The following is a 16,904-nucleotide window of genomic DNA, read 5'->3' as shown; positions in this document are numbered from 1 at the left end:
TCGACGCGGCAGTCTGGAATGCACCTCCTGCGCGTCTGGTACAGGCCTTGCTGCGAATGGATCAGGGGCTTCGGCTCCCGACAGCAGCGCCTAACAGTGTCTACACGGTTTGACGATGGAGTGTTGCCCCATGCGAGACAAGTCGAATGCCGGCGGTTTGCCGGCGCCTGCCAGCTTTCTCAATGCCCAAAGTGCGGTAGTCGGCGTGCGCGGCCGCGACCTGCTGTCCACCGTGCGTCTGCTGGCAGGCCACAGCCTGCGCAATCCCCTGCACAACGCCCGCCATCTGCTGGCGTTCGGCGGTCAGCTGGGCCGCGTGCTGCTCGGCGACACCCTGCACAAACCCAATCCGCAGGACGCCCGCTTCAGTGACCCGACCTGGCACCTCAATCCCTTCTACAAGCGCGGTCTGCAGGCTTACCTGGCCTGGCAGAAGCAGCTCAACGCCTGGATCGAGGAAAGTGACCTGCCGGCCGATGATCGTGCCCGCGCGCGTTTTCTCGCCGCCCTGCTCGGCGATGCCCTGTCGCCCTCCAACAGCCTGCTCAATCCCCTGGCGATGAAGGAGCTGTTCAATACGGGCGGCAGCAGCCTGCTCACTGGCGCGCGCCATCTGTTCGAGGATCTGCTGCACAACGACGGCATGCCCAGCCAGGTCAGCAAGCACGCCTTCGAGGTGGGTCGTAACCTGGCGTCCACGCCAGGCGCCGTGGTCTTTCGCAATGAGCTGCTGGAGCTGATCCAGTACAAGCCGATGAGCGAGAAGCAGTACCTGCGCCCACTGCTGATCGTGCCGCCGCAGATCAACAAGTACTACATATTCGACCTGTCCAACGACAAGAGCTTCGTCCAGTACGCCCTGAAGAACGACCTGCAGACCTTCATGATCAGCTGGCGCAACCCGGATCCACGGCATCGCGAATGGGGCCTGTCGAGCTACGTACAGGCCGTCGAGGAAGCCGTCGACGCCTGCCGCGCGATCACCGGCAGCAAGGACGTCAACCTGCTCGGCGCCTGCGCCGGCGGCCTGACCATCGCCGCCCTGCAGGGCCATCTGCAGGCGCGCCGGCAACTGCGCAAGATCGCCAGCGCCACCTACATGGTCAGCCTGCTAGACAGCCAGATCGACAGCCCGGCCATGCTCTTCGCCGACGAGGAAACCCTGGAGTCGGCCAAGCGCCGCTCCTATCAGAACGGCGTGCTCGATGGCCGCGACATGGCCCGGGTATTCGCCTGGATGCGCCCGAACGACCTGATCTGGAACTACTGGATCAACAACTACCTGCTCGGCAAACAGCCACCGGCTTTCGACATCCTCTACTGGAACAACGACAACACGCGCCTGCCAGCTGCCCTGCACGGCGATTTGATCGACTTCTTCAAGCACAATCCGCTGACCCGCGCCGGTGCCCTCGAGGTCTGCGGCACGCCGGTGGATCTGAGCAAGGTCACCCTCGACAGCTTCAGCGTGGCCGGCATCAACGACCACATCACGCCCTGGGACGCCGTGTACCGCTCGACCCTGCTGCTCGGCGGCAATCGCCGCTTCATCCTCTCCAATAGTGGCCACATCCAGAGCATTCTCAACCCGCCGGGCAACCCCAAGGCCAACTACTACGAGAACACCAAGCTCACCTCGGATCCACGCGCCTGGTTCCATGATGCCCAGCACCAGCAAGGCAGTTGGTGGCCGCTGTGGCTGGAGTGGATCCAGGCCCGCTCGGGCGAACAGCGTGACACGCTGATGGCCCTGGGCAGCGCCAAGCATCCGCCCATGGAAGCAGCGCCTGGCAACTACGTGCATATCCGCTGAAAACGATGGCCGGCGTCATACCGGCCAGGCTATCGTCACGCCCCAGGCGCCCCGAAAAAGAAGACACGGATGAAAACCCGCGAGCGCATCCTGCTTACCGCCCTGCAACTGTTCAACGAGCAGGGCGAGCCCAATGTCTCCACGCTGGAAATCGCCAATGAGCTGGAGATCAGCCCCGGCAACCTCTACTACCACTTCCACGGCAAGGAGCCGCTGGTGCTGGAGCTGTTCGAGCGTTTCCAGGCCGACATGGCGCCCTTGCTCGACCCGCCGGCCGATGCCCGCCTGGACGTCGAAGACTACTGGCTGTTCCTGCACCTGATCGTCGAGCGGCTTTCGCAGTACCGCTTTCTCTTTCAGGATCTGTCCAACCTGGCCGGGCGCCTGCCGAAACTGGCGCGTGGCATTCGCCACTGGCTCAATGCGCTCAAGCGCACCCTGGCGGCCCTGCTGGCGCGACTGATGGCCGAAGGGCAGTTGGTCAGCGGCACGCGCGCCCTGGGACAACTGGTGGAGCAGATCACCCTGACCCTGCTGTTCTCGCTCGATTACCAGCGCATCATCGACCAGGACGGCGAGGTACGTCTGGTGGTCTACCAGATCATGATGCTGGTCGCCCCGCACCTGGTGCAGCCTGCGCGCGGTACCGTCGAGCACCTGGCCCAGCGTTATCTGGAAGCCTGACGCTCGATACCGCAGCCCATGATCGTAAGGCGGGTGTAACCCGCCAGAGCGCCGATGGCGGGTTGCACCCGCCCTACGCGAGCCGTACCCCAAAATGCAAACGCCCGGCGCTGGGCCGGGCGTTCGTGCTTCCAAGAGACTCAGGAAGCGCTGGCTGGAGTGGCCGGAGTAGCAGCCGGGGCCGGGGCCGGCGCAGCGGCTGGGGTCGCAGCAGCAACCGGCGCCGGTGCAGTTGGCTTCGCAGCAGCCTTGGGTGCAGCGGGTTTCTTCGCCGCTGCCGGCTTCTTCGCCGCAGCCGGTTTGGCAGCTGCTGCGGGTTTGGCTACCGGTTTCGCGGCGGCCTTGGCAGCGGGTTTCGCAGCTGGCTTGGCTGCCTGTTTGGCAGCGGCAGCAGCCGGTTTCGCCACAGCCGCTTTGGCCGGAGCCTTCGCAGCAGGTTTGGCGGCTGCTTTAGGAGCAGCCTTGGCAGGTGCTTTCGCGGCTGGCTTGGCAGCGGGTTTGGCGGCCGCTTTCGGCGCAGGCTTGGCCACCGACTTGGCGGTCACGCCAGTCAACTTCTCCAACTGCTTGGTCAGGGTGTCGACCTTGTCGTTGAGCGCCTTCACTTCGTTGCGGCTTGGCACGCCCAGACGCGAGATAGCGTTGTTCAGACGCTTGTCGAACGCTTCCTCCAGCTCGCTCCACTTGCCAAAGGCCTTGCCCTTGACCTCATCGACCTTGGACTTGGCCGTGCCAACGCGGGAGCCGACGCTGGTCTTCACCGCATCCACCTGCTTATCGACTTCGGTCTTGGCCAGCTTCTCAGCCTTCTCGCCATCCTTGACCAGCGTGTCGAACAGCTTGGTGCCGTCCTTGCTGACCTTGGAATAGGCCCCCAGGCCCGCCAACCAGATCTGGCGCGAGTATTTCTCGACCTCGCCGATCCAGGAGCTGGTCTGCTTTTCGGTTTTCTTCTTAACAGCCATCCTGATCTCCTTACTTGGTACGCGCGACGTGCTCGAGCAACGCGCTCAGCTCGTCCAGCTTAGCAGAGAGCACTTCGACATCCTGCTTGGACGGGATGCCGATGCGATTGAGCGCTGCGGCCACCCGAGTATCGAAAGCCTTCTCGATCTTGTCGAGTTGAACCTCGACCTTGCCTTTGACGCTGCTGACGTTGCCATTGACCGACTGCTTGACCGAGTCGATCTGACTGTTGGCGGCTTCGAGCTGCTCGTCGACCAGCTTCTTGCCCTTGGTCTCGACGCCCTCACCGGCCTTGACCAGCTCCTTGAAGTAATCGAGCCCCTCGGCACCTGCCTTGGCGTAAGCACCCAGGCCGGCGAGGTAGATCTTGCGGGCATAGCCCTTCACGTCAACGAACAAGCCAGCCTTGTCTTCGACCACGGCTTCGACTTTTTTCTTCACGGCTACTTTCGACATGGTGCACCTCACGCGCTGTGACAGTTAGCGGAAACGCCCACTGAGTGCAGGCTTGAGTACACCCTAAGGAGAAAAATTAGAAATCGCATACTAAGAGCAGCGGCTCGCTACGCCCGTAGGGTGAGTCACGCTTCACCGCTCCACCAACCTGGTGGATGTAAAAAGCGACATCCACCCTACGCACCGGGCTGCTGTCGCTCTGACTTAAAGCTTGTGGCTTGCCGCTTGAAGCTGCTTCTACGCCAAGGATTTGTCCAACGCCTGCTCGATCTCGCGCTGGATCATCCCGCCCATGGCCGACAGCAGCAGGCCGAGCTTGACCTCGACCCGCACATGATCCTCGCCCACCTCGATCTGGCCATCGGCACCGCTGCGCTTGAACTCCAGGGTGTCGCCGTTCCAGCGGTAGCGCACGTCGTACTCGCTGGCCAGGCGCTCGGCCAGGCGTTCGGCCTTCTCGCGCGCGGCCTCACGGCCGAGGGAATGGGATCGTTCGACACGAATGCGGGACATGACAGCTCCTTGAACACAAAGGCACCGCAGCACTGCGGCATGAAGTCACAGCACTCTAACAGCCCGCCAAGCCACCTGGCACCCAGGCAAGACAAAGGCCGCACGCAGCTTTAGAATGGTGCGGTTTTCTACCCGGTGAGAGCGACATGAGCGATCCACGCAAGGCCCAGGAGCAGGAACCCACCACCCACTTCGGCTTCCAGGACGTACCGGAAAGCCAGAAGGCGGAAAAAGTGGCCGAGGTTTTCCATTCGGTAGCCGCCAAGTACGACCTGATGAACGACGTGCTCTCCGGCGGTCTGCATCGCCTGTGGAAGCGCTTCACCATCGAGCTCTCTGGCGTACGCCCAGGCAATCGCGTGCTGGATATCGCTGGCGGCACCGGTGACCTGACCCGCAAGTTCTCCAGCATCGTCGGCCCTACCGGTCAGGTGGTGCTGGCCGATATCAACGACTCCATGCTCAAGGTCGGCCGTGACCGCCTGCTGGACAAGGGCGTGGCCGGCAACGTGCAGTTCGTCCAGGCCGATGCCGAGAAGCTGCCGTTCCCCGACAACCACTTCGATGTGGTCACCATCGCCTTCGGTCTGCGCAACGTCACCCACAAGGAAGACGCCCTGCGCTCCATGCTGCGCGTGCTCAAGCCAGGTGGCCGTCTGCTGGTGCTGGAGTTCTCCAAGCCCGGCAACCCGCTGCTGGCGAAGATCTACGACACCTATTCGTTCAGTTTCATGCCGCTGGCCGGCAAGCTGATCACCAACGACTCGGACAGCTACCGCTATCTCGCGGAATCGATCCGCATGCACCCGGATCAGGAAACCCTCAAGGCGATGATGGTCGACGCCGGCTTCGAGCGCGTGACCTACCACAACATGACCGGCGGCATCGTCGCCCTGCACCGCGGCATCAAGCCTTAATGCTCATCACGGGCTTGCTGGCCGGCGTCGAGACGGGCCTCAATCGCGTCCTGCGCCTCGACGGTACGGCGTTGCCACGTCTGCACGCCCTGGCCGGCAAGGTTATCGCTGTGCATTGCCAGAGCCCGGCGCTGGAGCTGTTCATCCTGCCCAGCGGCGAAGGTCTGCAGTTGGCATCTCAGTGGCACGCCCCCGCCGACTGCACGCTCACGGCGCCGGCCGCCAGCCTGGTTCGCCTGGCCATGAGCCGCGACAAGACCGCCGTGCTACACAGCCCCGAAGTGTCGCTCGATGGCGACAGCGGTGTGCTGATGCAACTGGCCGGCATCCTCCAGGATCTGGAGCTGGACTGGGAATACGAAGTCTCGCGCTGGCTCGGCCCGGTGGCCACCACGCTGTTCGCCAGCCACCTGCGCAGCCGCATAAACCTGGCCACTCATGGCGCCGCCAGCCTCAAACAGGATCTGGCCGACTACCTGGCCGAAGAATCTCGCACCCTGGTCGGCCAGCGTGAAGCCGATGTGCGCTTCGCCGAGCTGGATCACCTCAAACTCGCCCTCGACCGCCTGGAAGCACGCATCGAGCGCCTCACTTCTGCCCATAAGCCCGACGCATGAAGCTGCTTGCCGTTCGCCGTCTGCTGCGCATCCAACGCGTGGTCATCCGCTACCAACTGGATGAATTGCTCCTCGAACTGCCGTTGCCGGTATGGCTGCGCGCGTTGTCTTGGCTGATGCCGTGGCGCTGGCTGCCACGCAAGCCGCTCGACCTGTCGCGCGGTGCACGTCTGCGCCTGGCACTGGAGGATCTGGGGCCGATCTTCATCAAATTCGGTCAGTTGCTCTCCACCCGCCGCGACCTGCTGCCGCCGGATATCGCCGATGAGCTGGCGCACCTGCAGGATCGCGTGCCGCCCTTCCCCGAAGACCAGGCCATCGCCCTGATCGAGCGCCAACTCGGCGCGCCGGTGAGCGAAGTCTTCGCCCGCTTCGACAGCCAGCCGCTGGCCTCGGCCTCGGTGGCCCAAGTGCACGCTGCACGGCTGAAAAGCGGCGAAGAAGTGGTGGTCAAGGTGGTGCGCCCGGGGCTCAAACCGGTCATCCGTCAGGATCTGGCCTGGCTGTTCCTGATCGCCCGCATCGCCGAGAAGGCCTCGGCCGATGCGCGCCGCCTGCGCCCGGTGGAAGTGGTCAGCGATTACGAGAAGACCATCTACGACGAGCTCGACCTGCTGCGTGAGGCAGCAAACTCCAGCCAGCTGCGGCGCAACTTTGATGGCTCGCCACTGCTGTATGTGCCGCAGGTGTACTGGGATCTGTGCCGCCACCAGGTGCTGGTGATGGAGCGCATCTACGGCATCCCGGTCACCGACCTGGCCACCCTGGCCGACCAGCGCACCGACATGAAGCTGCTGGCCGAGCGCGGCGTGGAAATCTTCTTCACCCAGGTGTTCCGCGACAGTTTCTTCCACGCCGACATGCACCCCGGCAACATCTTCGTCAGCACGCGCACGCCGTGGAGCCCGCAATACATCGCCATTGACTGCGGCATCGTCGGCAGCCTCACCGACGAGGATCAGGACTACCTGGCGCGCAACCTGCTGGCCTTCTTCAAGCGCGACTACCGCAAGGTCGCCCAGTTGCACATCGACTCGGGCTGGGTGCCAGCCGATACCAAGGTCAACGAGTTCGAGGCGGCGATCCGTACCGTGTGCGAGCCGATCTTCGAGCGGCCGCTGAAAGACATCTCCTTCGGTCAGTTGCTGCTACGCCTGTTCCAGACCGCGCGACGCTTCAATATGGAAGTGCAGCCGCAACTCGTGCTGCTGCAGAAGACCCTGCTCAACATCGAAGGCCTTGGCCGCCAGCTTTATCCGGATCTCGACCTTTGGAGCACCGCCCAGCCTTTCCTCGAACGCTGGATGCGCGAACGCATCAGCCCGTTGCACCTGCTGCGCAACCTGCAACAACAGGCCGAGCAAGTGCCGCACCTGTCGCAGATCGCCCGCGACACCCTCGAACGCCTGCAACAGCAACCTGCGCCCCAATCCACCGCGCAAGGTTCTCAGTGGCCGCTGCGTCTACTCGGCGCCGCACTGATTGGCGCCGGCGCTATGCAGGGATTGGCACCGCTGCTGGCCACCTGGCCCGCCTGGCTGATGGTCGGCGGCGGACTCTATCTGGTGCTGCGCCGATAGCCAGCCAGCAGCAGCACTGGCACACTTGGCGAATTGACAGTCCGGCACGCCCGGCAGACTTGGAACACCGATGAACGATTGGCTCGACGAAATCCACTGGAACGAAGACGGCCTGGTGCCGGCCATCGCCCAGGATCACCAGACCGGCCGCATTCTGATGATGGCCTGGATGAACCGTGAATCCCTCGCCCTCACCGTCAGCGAACAGCGCGCCATCTACTGGTCACGTTCGCGTGGCAAGCTGTGGCGCAAGGGCGAAGAGTCCGGCCATGTGCAGAAACTGCACGAACTGCGCCTGGACTGCGACGCCGACGTCATCGTGCTGATGGTCGAGCAACTGGGCGGCATCGCCTGCCACACCGGCCGTGAGAGCTGCTTCTATCGCGTGTACGAGAACGGCGCCTGGAAAACCGTCGACGCCGTGCTCAAAGATCCGCACGCCATCTATGCAGGACACAGCCATGAGTGACACCCTGAGCCGCCTGGCCGAAGTACTGGAGGCGCGCAAAGGCGCAGCGCCCGATAGCTCCTACGTCGCCAGCCTGTATCACAAGGGTCTGAACAAGATTCTGGAAAAGGTCGGTGAGGAATCGGTGGAAACCATCCTCGCCGCCAAGGACGCCGCCGTCAGTGGCGATAGCACGGATCTGATCTACGAAACTGCCGACCTGTGGTTCCACAGCCTGGTGATGCTCGCCGCCCTCGGCCAGCACCCGCAGGCCGTACTGGACGAACTGGATCGCCGTTTCGGCCTTTCCGGCCACGCGGAAAAAGCCGCGCGACCGCAATCCGAATAACCTTCACAACGGAGAACGCATCATGGGTCTCGGCGGTATCAGCATTTGGCAACTCCTGATCATCCTGCTCATCGTGGTCATGCTGTTCGGCACCAAGCGCCTGAAGAACCTGGGCTCGGATCTGGGTGACGCAGTCAAGGGCTTCCGCAAATCGATGGACAACGCCGAGGCTGACAAGCCGGCGGTGGAAGAGCCCAAGGGCCAGACCATCGACGCCCAGGCACGCAAGGTCGAAGAGCCGGCGAAGAAAGACTAAGAGCGCCCCGCCATGTTCGACATCGGTTTTACCGAGCTACTGCTGGTTGGCCTGGTCGCCCTGGTGGTGCTGGGCCCTGAACGCTTGCCGGGTGCCGTGCGTACCGCCGGTTTGTGGATCGGCCGGATAAAGCGCAGCTTCAACTCGATCAAGGCCGAGGTGGAGCGCGAAATCGGTGCCGACGAAATCCGTCGTCAGCTGCATAACGAACGGATCCTCGAACTGGAGCGGGAAATGAAGGCGATGAAACAGGAACTGACCGGCACCGCGCTCGGCAAGCCTGAAGACCCTGCTGGCAAAACCGCAGCCGACGCGCCCCAGCCGCCTCAGGACAAGAATCCTCAGCCATGAGCCGCATCCCGGAATCCGACCAGGAAATGCCCCTGGTCTCGCACCTGACCGAACTGCGCACGCGTCTGTTGCGTTGCGTGGTCATCATCCTGCTGATCTTCGCCGGCCTGTTCTATTTCGCTCAGGATATCTACGCCCTGGTGGCCGCACCGCTGCGCGCTTACCTGCCGGCAGGCGCGACGATGATCGCCACAGGCGTCGCCTCGCCGTTCCTCACACCGTTCAAGCTGACCCTGATGTGCGCGCTGTTCCTCGGCATGCCGGTGATCCTGCACCAGGCCTGGGGCTTCATCGCGCCAGGGCTTTACAGCCATGAAAAGCGCATCGCCGTGCCGCTGCTGATTTCCAGCATTTTCCTGTTCTACGCCGGCATGGCCTTCGCCTATTTCGTGGTGTTTCCCATCATGTTCGGCTTCTTCGCCAGCGTGACCCCGGAAGGGGTGGCGATGATGACCGACATCGGCCAGTACCTGGACTTCGTCCTGACCCTGTTCTTCGCGTTCGGCGTGGCCTTCGAGATTCCCATCGCCACCTTCCTGGTGATCTGGATCGGCCTGGTCGACGTGGCCACGCTGCGCAAGAGCCGCCCGTACGTCATCGTCGGCTGCTTCGTGGTCGGCATGGTGCTGACGCCCCCGGACGTGTTCTCGCAGACGCTGCTGGCCGTGCCGATGTGGCTGCTGTTCGAAAGCGGCGTGATCGCCGGTGCAATGGTCAAGCGCAAGCGCGATGAGCAACAGGGCGAGGAAGAAGCCGAGCCCGAAGATCAGCCGCCTGCGCCGCTGTCGTGAATCTCCTGCTACTGGAAGACGCCGACTTCATCGGCGTCGATCGGGTTCGCCTGACGGGCCGGCGCCTCAAGCATCTGCATGAGGTGCACCGGGCCGAAGCGGGTGACCGCCTGCGCGTCGGTCGTCTGGGTGGCCTGATGGGCGAAGGGCATCTGCTCAGCCTGGATGCCGACAGCGCCGAACTCGCGGTGGAACTGAACCAGGCGCCGCCGGCCAAACTGCCGCTGACCCTGATCCTCGCCCTGCCCCGCCCGAAGATGCTCAAGCGCACCCTGCAGACCATCGCCAGCATGGGCGTGCCGCGCCTGGTACTGGTCAACAGCTATCGGGTGGAGAAAAGCTTCTGGCAGACCCCCTTCCTGCAGCCAGAAGAAATTCGCGAACAGTTGATCCTCGGCCTGGAGCAGGCGCGCGACACGGTGCTACCCGAAGTGAGCATCGAAAAACGCTTCAAACCCTTCGTCGAGGATCGCCTGCCAGCACTGGCAACCGGCACCCTCGGCCTGGTCGGCCACCCCGGCGACTACCCGGCCTGCCCACGCGCCGTCGAACAGCCGGTGACGCTGGCCATCGGCCCGGAGGGAGGCTGGATTCCCTATGAAATAGAGCTGCTGCGCGAAGCCGCAGGCTTGGAGCCAGTGCAGTTGGGTGAACGTATTCTGCGCGTGGAGACGGCAGTACCGGTGCTGCTGGCCAGGTTGTTCTAAGCACGAACGATCAACCGTAGGAGCGAGCTCTGCTCGCGAAGCGTTCGAGTCGCGAGCAGAGCTCGCTCCCACAAGCTACCGCTATACCTCCAGCAGAAAGGTCACCGGCCCATCGTTGACCAGGTGCACCTGCATATTGGCGCCGAAGCGCCCGGTAGCGACCTGCGGGTGCTGAGCGCGCGCCTGCTCGACCAAGGCGTCGAACAACGCCGCGCCCTGCGCAGGCGGTGCAGCGCTGGAGAAACTGGGGCGCATGCCGCTCTTGGTGTCGGCAGCCAGGGTGAACTGTGAAACCAGCAACAGACCACCCTGCACATCGGCGAGCGAGCGGTTCATCTTGCCCGCCTCGTCACTGAACACACGATAACCGAGCAGCTTGTGCAGGGCGCGGCCAATGCTGGCCTGGTCGTCCTGCGGCTCGATGCCGACCAGCGCCAGCAGGCCCTGATCGATGCTGCCCACCACTTCGCCGTCGACTTCCACTCGGGCAGCGCTGACGCGCTGGATCAGCAGCTTCATGCATCCTCCGGCGGCATGTCGAGCAGGCGTCGGGCCATCTGCTCGGCGGCGCGCATCAGCGCATCGGTAATGCCGGGCTCGGCCGCCGAATGGCCGGCATCGCGGATGATCTGCAGCTCGCTGTTGGGCCAGGCCTGATGCAGCGCCCAGGCGTTGTCCAGCGGGCAAATGGCGTCGTAGCGACCATGCACGATGATACCCGGCAGATGGGCGATCTTCGGCATGTCGCGGAGCAGTTGGTTGGGTTCGAGGAAGGCGTCGTTGACGAAGTAATGGCACTCGATCCGGGCGATGGACAGCGCCCGATGCGCCTCGCTGAAGCGATCGACCACCTGGGTATTGGGACGCAACGTGGCGGTGCGCCCCTCCCAGGTCGACCAGGCCTTGGCCGCGTGCATCTGGGCGATCTGATCGGCACCGGTCAGGCGCTTGTAGAAGGCCTGCATCAGGTTGCCACGCTCTTCAACGGGAATGGGCGCCACGTAGTCTTCCCAGTAATCGGGGAACAGGCGGCTGGCACCTTCCTGGTAGAACCAGCTGAACTCCTGCGGTCGGCACAGGAAGATACCGCGCAGAATCAGGCCGTGAACGCGTTGCGGATGTGTCTGTGCGTAGGCCAGCGCCAGGGTCGAACCCCAGGAACCGCCAAACAGCACGAACTTGTCTATCCCCAGGTGTTCGCGGATGCGCTCGATATCGGCAATCAGCGCCTGGGTGGTGTTGTTCTCCAGGCTCGCGTGCGGCGTCGAGCGGCCGCACCCACGCTGGTCGAAGGTGACGATGCGGTACAGCGCCGGATCGAAGTAGCGACGGCTGGCAGCATCACAGCCAGCCCCAGGGCCGCCATGGATGAACAGCACCGGCAACCCGTCCGCCGAGCCGCTCTCGTCGACATACAGCACGTGCGGCGGCTCGACTGCCAGCTCATGGCGGGCGTAGGGTTTGATCTCCGGATACAAAGTCTGCATGGTTGGCTCCTGTTGGCTGGGCTACAACTGCCGTGTCCGCTCTGCCCGGCATCATAACCATGAAAAGGAAGTTCAGCATGTCGATGCGTCATCTGGTTTGGTCGCTGTTCGTCGCGCTCAGTCTTTCGATGATCGGCTGTGGCGCTCGCGACGACCCACAAGCCGCCCTCGAAGCCGCGGTGCAGCAGTTGCAGGACAATATCGAAGGCAAGCGCACCGGCGCGGTGATGGATCAGTTGCATGACGACTTCCTGGCCCGCCAGGAACTGGATCGGGACTGGGCCAAGCGCACCATGACCTTGCTGTTCCTGCGCCACAAGAACATCCAGGTGATCGCGCTGGGCAAGAACAGCTGGATCGACGCGGCAATTTCCAGCAAGGGCTACACCGAGGCACAGGTCGGCCTGAGCGGTGCCGAAGGATTGGTTCCCGACAGCGCGCGGCACTATTCGGTAAAGCTTGAATGGTGGCTCGACGGCAACGAATGGAAACTCGCGCGTCTGGACTGGGAGTGAAGGCGTAGCCCGGATGCAATCCGGGCTACGGGCGCGTCAGTCGGCCTTGCGCCAGATCAGCTCGGAGGTGTCGTAACCCTGTTCACGCGCGACGCTCAACAGCTTGTCGCGGGTTTCCTGATCGACTTCCGGGGTGCGTGACAGCAGCCACAGGTACTTGTGTTCAGGATGGCCGACCAGCGCCACGCGATAATCCTCGTCGTGGTAAATCACCCAGTAGTCACCCTTGATCGGCAGGATCTTGCTGGCCCAGTTGTCGAAGCGCACCCACAGTTTGTCGGTTTTCCCTTCGACCTGAGGTTCGGCTACACCCTTGGCCTCGATCCACTCGCCATCCTTGTCACGGCAGCGGTTGGTGACGTCGATACGACCATCGTCACGCAGCCCATAATGCGCTTCGGACTGCACGCAATTGCGCTGGAAGAACATCGGCAGCCGCGCCAGCTCGTACCAGGTGCCCTGGTAACGCTGCAGGTCGACCTGCATGGTGTGCGGCGGTTCCTGAGGAATATTGCCGGTACCGGAGTTGGCACAGCCCGCGAGGGCAAGCATGGCGCCGGCGAGAAGAATCGAACGCATGGAAGCTCCTGTTACTTGAGTCCCTTGCCGGAGAACAGCATGACCTTGTCCCCGGCGTACTGGACGCTGATGTAGGCCTTGTCGTCGCCCCAGGTACAACTGGTCATCCCCAGCGCCCCGGCACACTCGCCCGGCGCGCCAAGCAGGCTTTCCACCTCGGCCTTGCTCATGCCGGCCGCGAGCTTGGAATAGTTCTCCTGATTGACCTTGCTGCAGGCGGCCAGCAGGGCGCAGGCGAACAGGGCAAGAAAACGCATCTTCATGGGGTGCAACTCCTGATGGGAAGATGCCAGCAAGCTTGGCATAGCCGGCGACGACTTGCTCGCTTGGAGTTCAGAAACGCGAGCCAGGTTCCCGCAGGAAGGCTTGCTCGTCGTCACTGCAAGCGCGGCCGAGAATGGCATTGCGATGAGGGAAACGGCCGAAACGAGCGATCACCCGCTGATGGCGCTCGGCGAAGTCGAGAAAGTCGGCGAACAGCGCACGATCCTCTGCAGCTGCTCCGCTCAGCAGCGCACGAAACAAGTCCACGGCACGGTTCTGCAGGTGCAGATCTTCGGCATGTTCGAGCACCAGATAGGCGAAGACCCGCTGGATCGGCGCCAGCTGACGATCCCAGCCACGGTCGAGGCCCGTTTGCACCAACAAGCGGGCCTGACTGTCGCCATCAAAGGCTTGCGGCGTATCGCGAAAGATCATGCGCGGCAGTTGATCGAGCAAAATCAACTGCGCCAGCCAGCCTTGAGGGTCTTGCGCCCAGCCGTGCAACTGGTCAGCCAGCGCCTGTTCGACCAGCGCACCGAAACGCGCCTCGGCCTCACGATCCTGGCTGTCGCGCTTGCCGAACCATAACCTCTGACGCGCCGCTGCTACCTCGCTGGCGGTGCCATGATCGGCACCGAACCACCAATCGAGCAGCGGCTGCCAGACGTTCATCAACCGCGATGGTAGGCGGTGATACGTAGCACTTCTTCCTTCGAGCCGAGGAAGACCGGCACGCGCTGGTGCAACGAGGTCGGCTGGATGTCGAGGATGCGCTGGTTACCGTCGGTGGCAGCGCCGCCGGCCTGTTCGATGATCATCGACATCGGGTTGGCTTCGTACATCAGGCGCAGCTTGCCGGGCTTTTCCGGCTCACGGGCATCACGCGGGTACATGAACACGCCGCCACGGGTGAGGATGCGGTGCACATCAGCCACCATCGAGGCGATCCAGCGCATGTTGTAGTTGCGACCCAGCGGGCCGGTCTCGCCAGCCAGCAGCTCGGAGACGTAACGCTGCACCGGCGCTTCCCAGTGGCGCTGGTTGGACATGTTGATGGCGAATTCCTTGGTGGATTCGGGCACCTTGATGTTGTCGTGGGTGAGCACGAAGCTGCCCAGTTCGCGATCCAGGGTGAAGCCCTTGACGCCATTGCCCAGGGTCAGCATCAGCATGGTCTGCGGGCCGTAGATGGCATAACCGGCACAGACCTGCTCGGTACCCGGCTGCAGGAAGGCTTCCTCGCCCAGGTCACCGGTCTCGCCATTGCGCTCGGGGCTGCGCAGCACGGAGAAGATGGTGCCGACCGAAACGTTGACGTCGATGTTGCTGGAGCCGTCCAGCGGGTCGAACACCAGCAGGTAGGCACCTTTCGGGTACTTGCCGGGGATCTGGTAGGCGTTGTCCATTTCCTCGGAGGCCATGCCGGCCAGGTGGCCGCCCCACTCGTTAGCTTCGAGCAGGATCTCGTTGGAGATCACGTCGAGCTTCTTCTGCACCTCGCCCTGTACGTTCTCGCTGTCCAGGCTGCCCAGCACGCCACCGAGGGCGCCTTTGGACACCTGATGGCTGATGGCCTTGCAAGCCCGTGCCACAACTTCGATAAGGAAGCGCAGATCAGCCGGCGTGTTATGGCTGCGAGTCTGTTCGATCAGGTAGCGGCTGAGGGTGACGCGGGACATGGACAGCTCCGGATAGGAAAAAATTGCGCGCAGTTTAACCCGAGTCGCCGCGCATTGCTGCCTGCTGGGATGGATGGCGGGTGTCCACCTCCGGCAGCAGGGAGCAGACGCGATTGCGCCCGGCATGTTTGGCCTCGTACAAGGCGGCATCGGCGGCTTGCAGCAACTCATCCAGTTGCTGCCCCTGCTGCGGCCAACAGGCAAGGCCGGCAGACAGGGTGACACGCTGATCGCCACCACAGGTCGGCAGGTCACGGCTCGCCAGCTGCGAGCAGATCAGATGCAGGCGGCTGGTGGCTTCGCCTGGGTCGACTCCAGGCAGGATCAGGAGAAACTCCTCACCGCCGATACGAAAGACCGCATCGGTGCTGCGCAAGTTCTCCAGCAAATGCCGCGCAACCTCCTTGAGCACGTCGTCGCCAACCAGATGCCCGCACTCATCGTTGAGGCGTTTGAAGTGGTCGAGGTCGATCAGGGCCAGAGCCAGCGGCAATTGCTCACGCTGCATGCGAGCGATCTCGCGGTCGAAGAACTCGTTCAGGTAGCGGCGGTTGTACAGCCCGGTAAGTGGATCGCACAGCGCCTGCTCGCGCAGTTGCTCATGCAGCTGGGAAATGGTGCGCAGGCGCTCCTCGCTGAGCGCCAGGGCCTCGGCCAACTTGAGCTTGGCCAGGTGGCGCTGGGTCACATCACGCACGTACAGCATGCGTCCGAGGCGCATCGACCCGTTGCGCGTGGTGCGCTCGATAGCGCGTACACGCACCTCGTAATAGCGGGCGGCGCAGGTCAGCGTCAGCATCTGCTCGGCTGAGTCCTCGTCATGCGTGTCGAGCAGGTGTTGCAGGTCGCTGCCGAATACCGGCCAGTCGACCAGCGCGCGTCCCTGCCAACCCTGCTGCAGGCCGGCCAGCTTGAGCGCGGCCGGGTTGGCCTCGATCACCCGCCCCCGCGGATCGACCACCAGCACCGGGTCGATCAGAGCCTCGAGCAGCAGGTGTTTCGCCACCGGCAGCAGATCGAACAGGCGCGCACCAACGATCAGCCAGGCGAAGGCCACCAGGGTAAAGGCGAAGCAAAATGAGGTGGGGTCGATGCCGAAAACGGTCCAGCCGAACACCACGTAGGCGACATTGGCCGCCCAGGGCGCGGCCGTAACCAACACGAAGCCCAGGTAATGGCGGCGATGCACGCCCTGACTAAGCAGCGCGGCGCGTACCACCACGCCCATGCAGAAGGTCATCAGCAAATAGACATAGGCGGCGGTGGCGTAGAACAGCGGGCCATGCTGGTAGTCCACGGGCGCGCCAGGGCTGTCATCGATGGGAGCGCTGCCGACCAGGTAGAACAGGTGATGCCAGGGATTGCTCAGCGCGGTGATCCATACCAGCAGCGGCATCAGGCTCAGGGCCACGACTCCAGCGCGCGGCATGGGCGCGCGCACGCTGTGCACGTACTGCCAGAGAAAGACCGCCCAGAAGGTCGGGGTGAACATGATGCCCAGCCAGGCCATGCCGGCCAGGAACATCTTGCAGTCGGCGGCCTGGACGCTCAGTTCCAGCGAGGCACAGGCCATCCACCAGAGGCTGGACAGGTGCAGCAGGATGAAGCTGTCACGCCCGGGAAAGTCGCGCTGGCGGCTCATCCAGTGCGCCAGCGCGATGGCGCCGAAACACACCAGCAGGGTGACCAGCACCGGCGGCGAAGGCGACCAGCCAGGCGCCATGCAGGCGTACATCAGCCGCGCTCCCCGTGACGGGCGATAGCGGCCGAGTTGATCGGATAAGTCGTGGTATGCAAGGAGCCGTCCTGACCAGGATAGAGAGCGCGTGGCGCCCGAACCTGCTCACGCTTCACAACGCGGCTGCACATCCTGAACCGCGAAACCGTGAACGCCGCCTAAGATACCCGATTTGCATGGACATGACGCCCCTG

At 63.5% G+C, this 16,904-nt stretch carries 22 protein-coding genes; 12 read left to right on the top strand and 10 right to left on the bottom strand.

Annotation, left to right across the window (positions count from 1 at the left end; genetic code table 11):
• Positions 1-130: 130 nt before the first annotated feature.
• Positions 131-1,813, top strand: a complete 1,683-nt coding sequence (phaC, locus tag ACODS1_RS06920) for a class II poly(R)-hydroxyalkanoic acid synthase (RefSeq protein WP_322979861.1) — start codon at positions 131-133, stop codon at positions 1,811-1,813.
• Between the two features lie 69 nt (positions 1,814-1,882).
• Positions 1,883-2,497, top strand: coding sequence for a TetR/AcrR family transcriptional regulator (locus ACODS1_RS06915; RefSeq protein WP_322979862.1), 615 nt, complete (start codon positions 1,883-1,885; stop codon positions 2,495-2,497).
• 140 nt (positions 2,498-2,637) lie between these two features.
• Here the strand turns inward: ACODS1_RS06915 and ACODS1_RS06910 are convergent, their stop codons facing one another.
• From ACODS1_RS06910 to ACODS1_RS06900, 3 genes are all read right to left on the bottom strand, one after another.
• The gene (locus ACODS1_RS06910) at positions 2,638-3,462 is read right to left on the bottom strand and encodes a phasin family protein (RefSeq protein ID WP_489085043.1); all 825 of its coding nucleotides are present in this window, start codon (positions 3,460-3,462) and stop codon (positions 2,638-2,640) included.
• A 10-nt stretch (positions 3,463-3,472) separates the two neighbouring features.
• A complete protein-coding gene (locus ACODS1_RS06905; RefSeq protein WP_489085042.1) occupies positions 3,473-3,919 on the bottom strand; it encodes a phasin family protein in 447 nt (148 codons plus the stop codon).
• 237 nt (positions 3,920-4,156) lie between these two features.
• Positions 4,157-4,432, bottom strand: coding sequence for a polyhydroxyalkanoic acid system family protein (locus tag ACODS1_RS06900; RefSeq protein WP_489085041.1), 276 nt, complete (start codon positions 4,430-4,432; stop codon positions 4,157-4,159).
• Positions 4,433-4,578: 146 nt separating this feature from the next.
• Here ACODS1_RS06900 and ubiE point away from each other — a divergent pair, with 146 nt between their 5' ends.
• From ubiE to ACODS1_RS06855, 9 genes are all read left to right on the top strand, one after another.
• Positions 4,579-5,349: a bifunctional demethylmenaquinone methyltransferase/2-methoxy-6-polyprenyl-1,4-benzoquinol methylase UbiE gene (ubiE, locus tag ACODS1_RS06895; protein WP_159970036.1), complete on the top strand. Its 771-nt coding sequence runs from the start codon at positions 4,579-4,581 to the stop codon at positions 5,347-5,349.
• Positions 5,349-5,966, top strand: a complete 618-nt coding sequence (locus tag ACODS1_RS06890; RefSeq protein ID WP_489085040.1) for a ubiquinone biosynthesis accessory factor UbiJ — start codon at positions 5,349-5,351, stop codon at positions 5,964-5,966. The genes ubiE and ACODS1_RS06890 overlap by 1 nt, the downstream gene beginning before the upstream one ends.
• Positions 5,963-7,546: a ubiquinone biosynthesis regulatory protein kinase UbiB gene (ubiB, locus tag ACODS1_RS06885; protein ID WP_489085039.1), complete on the top strand. Its 1,584-nt coding sequence runs from the start codon at positions 5,963-5,965 to the stop codon at positions 7,544-7,546. The genes ACODS1_RS06890 and ubiB overlap by 4 nt, the downstream gene beginning before the upstream one ends.
• 70 nt (positions 7,547-7,616) lie before the next feature.
• Positions 7,617-8,015, top strand: a complete 399-nt coding sequence (gene hisI / locus ACODS1_RS06880) for a phosphoribosyl-AMP cyclohydrolase (RefSeq protein WP_322979339.1) — start codon at positions 7,617-7,619, stop codon at positions 8,013-8,015.
• The gene (locus tag ACODS1_RS06875; protein WP_322979340.1) at positions 8,008-8,343 is read left to right on the top strand and encodes a phosphoribosyl-ATP diphosphatase; all 336 of its coding nucleotides are present in this window, start codon (positions 8,008-8,010) and stop codon (positions 8,341-8,343) included. Before hisI ends, ACODS1_RS06875 begins: the two co-directional genes overlap by 8 nt.
• Positions 8,344-8,365: 22 nt before the next feature.
• Positions 8,366-8,599: a Sec-independent protein translocase subunit TatA gene (tatA, locus tag ACODS1_RS06870; protein WP_322979341.1), complete on the top strand. Its 234-nt coding sequence runs from the start codon at positions 8,366-8,368 to the stop codon at positions 8,597-8,599.
• Between the two features lie 12 nt (positions 8,600-8,611).
• Positions 8,612-8,950 carry a Sec-independent protein translocase protein TatB gene (tatB, locus tag ACODS1_RS06865; RefSeq protein ID WP_322979342.1) on the top strand — a complete coding sequence of 113 codons (339 nt, stop codon included), beginning with the start codon at positions 8,612-8,614 and terminating at the stop codon, positions 8,948-8,950.
• On the top strand, positions 8,947-9,741 hold the full coding sequence (gene tatC / locus ACODS1_RS06860) for a twin-arginine translocase subunit TatC (RefSeq protein WP_489085038.1): 795 nt from the start codon (positions 8,947-8,949) through the stop codon (positions 9,739-9,741). Before tatB ends, tatC begins: the two co-directional genes overlap by 4 nt.
• Positions 9,738-10,448, top strand: coding sequence for a 16S rRNA (uracil(1498)-N(3))-methyltransferase (locus tag ACODS1_RS06855; RefSeq protein WP_489085037.1), 711 nt, complete (start codon positions 9,738-9,740; stop codon positions 10,446-10,448). The genes tatC and ACODS1_RS06855 overlap by 4 nt, the downstream gene beginning before the upstream one ends.
• A gap of 81 nt (positions 10,449-10,529) precedes the next feature.
• Here ACODS1_RS06855 and dtd read toward each other — a convergent pair whose 3' ends face one another.
• Together dtd and pip are read right to left on the bottom strand one after the other, a co-directional pair.
• Positions 10,530-10,967, bottom strand: a complete 438-nt coding sequence (gene dtd / locus ACODS1_RS06850) for a D-aminoacyl-tRNA deacylase (RefSeq protein WP_489085036.1) — start codon at positions 10,965-10,967, stop codon at positions 10,530-10,532.
• On the bottom strand, positions 10,964-11,935 hold the full coding sequence (gene pip, locus ACODS1_RS06845) for a prolyl aminopeptidase (RefSeq protein ID WP_489085035.1): 972 nt from the start codon (positions 11,933-11,935) through the stop codon (positions 10,964-10,966). The genes dtd and pip overlap by 4 nt, the downstream gene beginning before the upstream one ends.
• A 77-nt stretch (positions 11,936-12,012) precedes the next feature.
• Here pip and ACODS1_RS06840 point away from each other — a divergent pair, with 77 nt between their 5' ends.
• The gene (locus tag ACODS1_RS06840; protein WP_489085034.1) at positions 12,013-12,450 is read left to right on the top strand and encodes a hypothetical protein; all 438 of its coding nucleotides are present in this window, start codon (positions 12,013-12,015) and stop codon (positions 12,448-12,450) included.
• Positions 12,451-12,486: 36 nt separating this feature from the next.
• Here ACODS1_RS06840 and ACODS1_RS06835 read toward each other — a convergent pair whose 3' ends face one another.
• From ACODS1_RS06835 to ACODS1_RS06815, 5 genes are all read right to left on the bottom strand, one after another.
• Complete coding sequence (locus tag ACODS1_RS06835; protein ID WP_489085033.1) at positions 12,487-13,029, bottom strand: lipocalin family protein; 543 nt, start codon at positions 13,027-13,029, stop codon at positions 12,487-12,489.
• An 11-nt stretch (positions 13,030-13,040) separates the two neighbouring features.
• Positions 13,041-13,292, bottom strand: coding sequence for a hypothetical protein (locus ACODS1_RS06830; RefSeq protein ID WP_322979349.1), 252 nt, complete (start codon positions 13,290-13,292; stop codon positions 13,041-13,043).
• A gap of 70 nt (positions 13,293-13,362) precedes the next feature.
• Positions 13,363-13,965 (bottom strand): DUF924 family protein, encoded by a 603-nt coding sequence (locus tag ACODS1_RS06825; RefSeq protein WP_489085032.1) that lies wholly within the window; start codon positions 13,963-13,965, stop codon positions 13,363-13,365.
• Positions 13,965-14,972 carry a class 1 fructose-bisphosphatase gene (locus tag ACODS1_RS06820; protein ID WP_322979351.1) on the bottom strand — a complete coding sequence of 336 codons (1,008 nt, stop codon included), beginning with the start codon at positions 14,970-14,972 and terminating at the stop codon, positions 13,965-13,967. Before ACODS1_RS06820 ends, ACODS1_RS06825 begins: the two co-directional genes overlap by 1 nt.
• A 34-nt stretch (positions 14,973-15,006) precedes the next feature.
• Positions 15,007-16,707: a histidine kinase N-terminal 7TM domain-containing diguanylate cyclase gene (locus ACODS1_RS06815; protein WP_489085031.1), complete on the bottom strand. Its 1,701-nt coding sequence runs from the start codon at positions 16,705-16,707 to the stop codon at positions 15,007-15,009.
• Positions 16,708-16,904 lie beyond the last annotated feature (197 nt).

Source organism: Pseudomonas sp. FG29, from assembly GCF_057809355.1.
This window is presented reverse-complemented; position numbering and strand designations above follow the sequence as displayed.

Excerpts from the sequence above, each read along its gene's own strand:
- phaC (WP_322979861.1), top strand. The coding sequence starts at position 131 with ATGCGAGACAAGTCGAATGCCGGCGGTTTGCCGGCGCCTGCCAGCTTT.
- ACODS1_RS06915 (WP_322979862.1), top strand. The coding sequence starts at position 1,883 with ATGAAAACCCGCGAGCGCATCCTGCTTACCGCCCTGCAACTGTTCAAC.
- ACODS1_RS06910 (WP_489085043.1), bottom strand. The coding sequence starts at position 3,462 with ATGGCTGTTAAGAAGAAAACCGAAAAGCAGACCAGCTCCTGGATCGGC.
- ACODS1_RS06905 (WP_489085042.1), bottom strand. The coding sequence starts at position 3,919 with ATGTCGAAAGTAGCCGTGAAGAAAAAAGTCGAAGCCGTGGTCGAAGAC.
- ACODS1_RS06900 (WP_489085041.1), bottom strand. The coding sequence starts at position 4,432 with ATGTCCCGCATTCGTGTCGAACGATCCCATTCCCTCGGCCGTGAGGCC.
- ubiE (WP_159970036.1), top strand. The coding sequence starts at position 4,579 with ATGAGCGATCCACGCAAGGCCCAGGAGCAGGAACCCACCACCCACTTC.
- ACODS1_RS06890 (WP_489085040.1), top strand. The coding sequence starts at position 5,349 with ATGCTCATCACGGGCTTGCTGGCCGGCGTCGAGACGGGCCTCAATCGC.
- ubiB (WP_489085039.1), top strand. The coding sequence starts at position 5,963 with ATGAAGCTGCTTGCCGTTCGCCGTCTGCTGCGCATCCAACGCGTGGTC.
- hisI (WP_322979339.1), top strand. The coding sequence starts at position 7,617 with ATGAACGATTGGCTCGACGAAATCCACTGGAACGAAGACGGCCTGGTG.
- ACODS1_RS06875 (WP_322979340.1), top strand. The coding sequence starts at position 8,008 with ATGAGTGACACCCTGAGCCGCCTGGCCGAAGTACTGGAGGCGCGCAAA.
- tatA (WP_322979341.1), top strand. The coding sequence starts at position 8,366 with ATGGGTCTCGGCGGTATCAGCATTTGGCAACTCCTGATCATCCTGCTC.
- tatB (WP_322979342.1), top strand. The coding sequence starts at position 8,612 with ATGTTCGACATCGGTTTTACCGAGCTACTGCTGGTTGGCCTGGTCGCC.
- tatC (WP_489085038.1), top strand. The coding sequence starts at position 8,947 with ATGAGCCGCATCCCGGAATCCGACCAGGAAATGCCCCTGGTCTCGCAC.
- dtd (WP_489085036.1), bottom strand. The coding sequence starts at position 10,967 with ATGAAGCTGCTGATCCAGCGCGTCAGCGCTGCCCGAGTGGAAGTCGAC.
- pip (WP_489085035.1), bottom strand. The coding sequence starts at position 11,935 with ATGCAGACTTTGTATCCGGAGATCAAACCCTACGCCCGCCATGAGCTG.
- ACODS1_RS06840 (WP_489085034.1), top strand. The coding sequence starts at position 12,013 with ATGTCGATGCGTCATCTGGTTTGGTCGCTGTTCGTCGCGCTCAGTCTT.
- ACODS1_RS06835 (WP_489085033.1), bottom strand. The coding sequence starts at position 13,029 with ATGCGTTCGATTCTTCTCGCCGGCGCCATGCTTGCCCTCGCGGGCTGT.
- ACODS1_RS06830 (WP_322979349.1), bottom strand. The coding sequence starts at position 13,292 with ATGAAGATGCGTTTTCTTGCCCTGTTCGCCTGCGCCCTGCTGGCCGCC.
- ACODS1_RS06825 (WP_489085032.1), bottom strand. The coding sequence starts at position 13,965 with ATGAACGTCTGGCAGCCGCTGCTCGATTGGTGGTTCGGTGCCGATCAT.
- ACODS1_RS06820 (WP_322979351.1), bottom strand. The coding sequence starts at position 14,972 with ATGTCCCGCGTCACCCTCAGCCGCTACCTGATCGAACAGACTCGCAGC.
- ACODS1_RS06815 (WP_489085031.1), bottom strand. The coding sequence starts at position 16,707 with ATGTACGCCTGCATGGCGCCTGGCTGGTCGCCTTCGCCGCCGGTGCTG.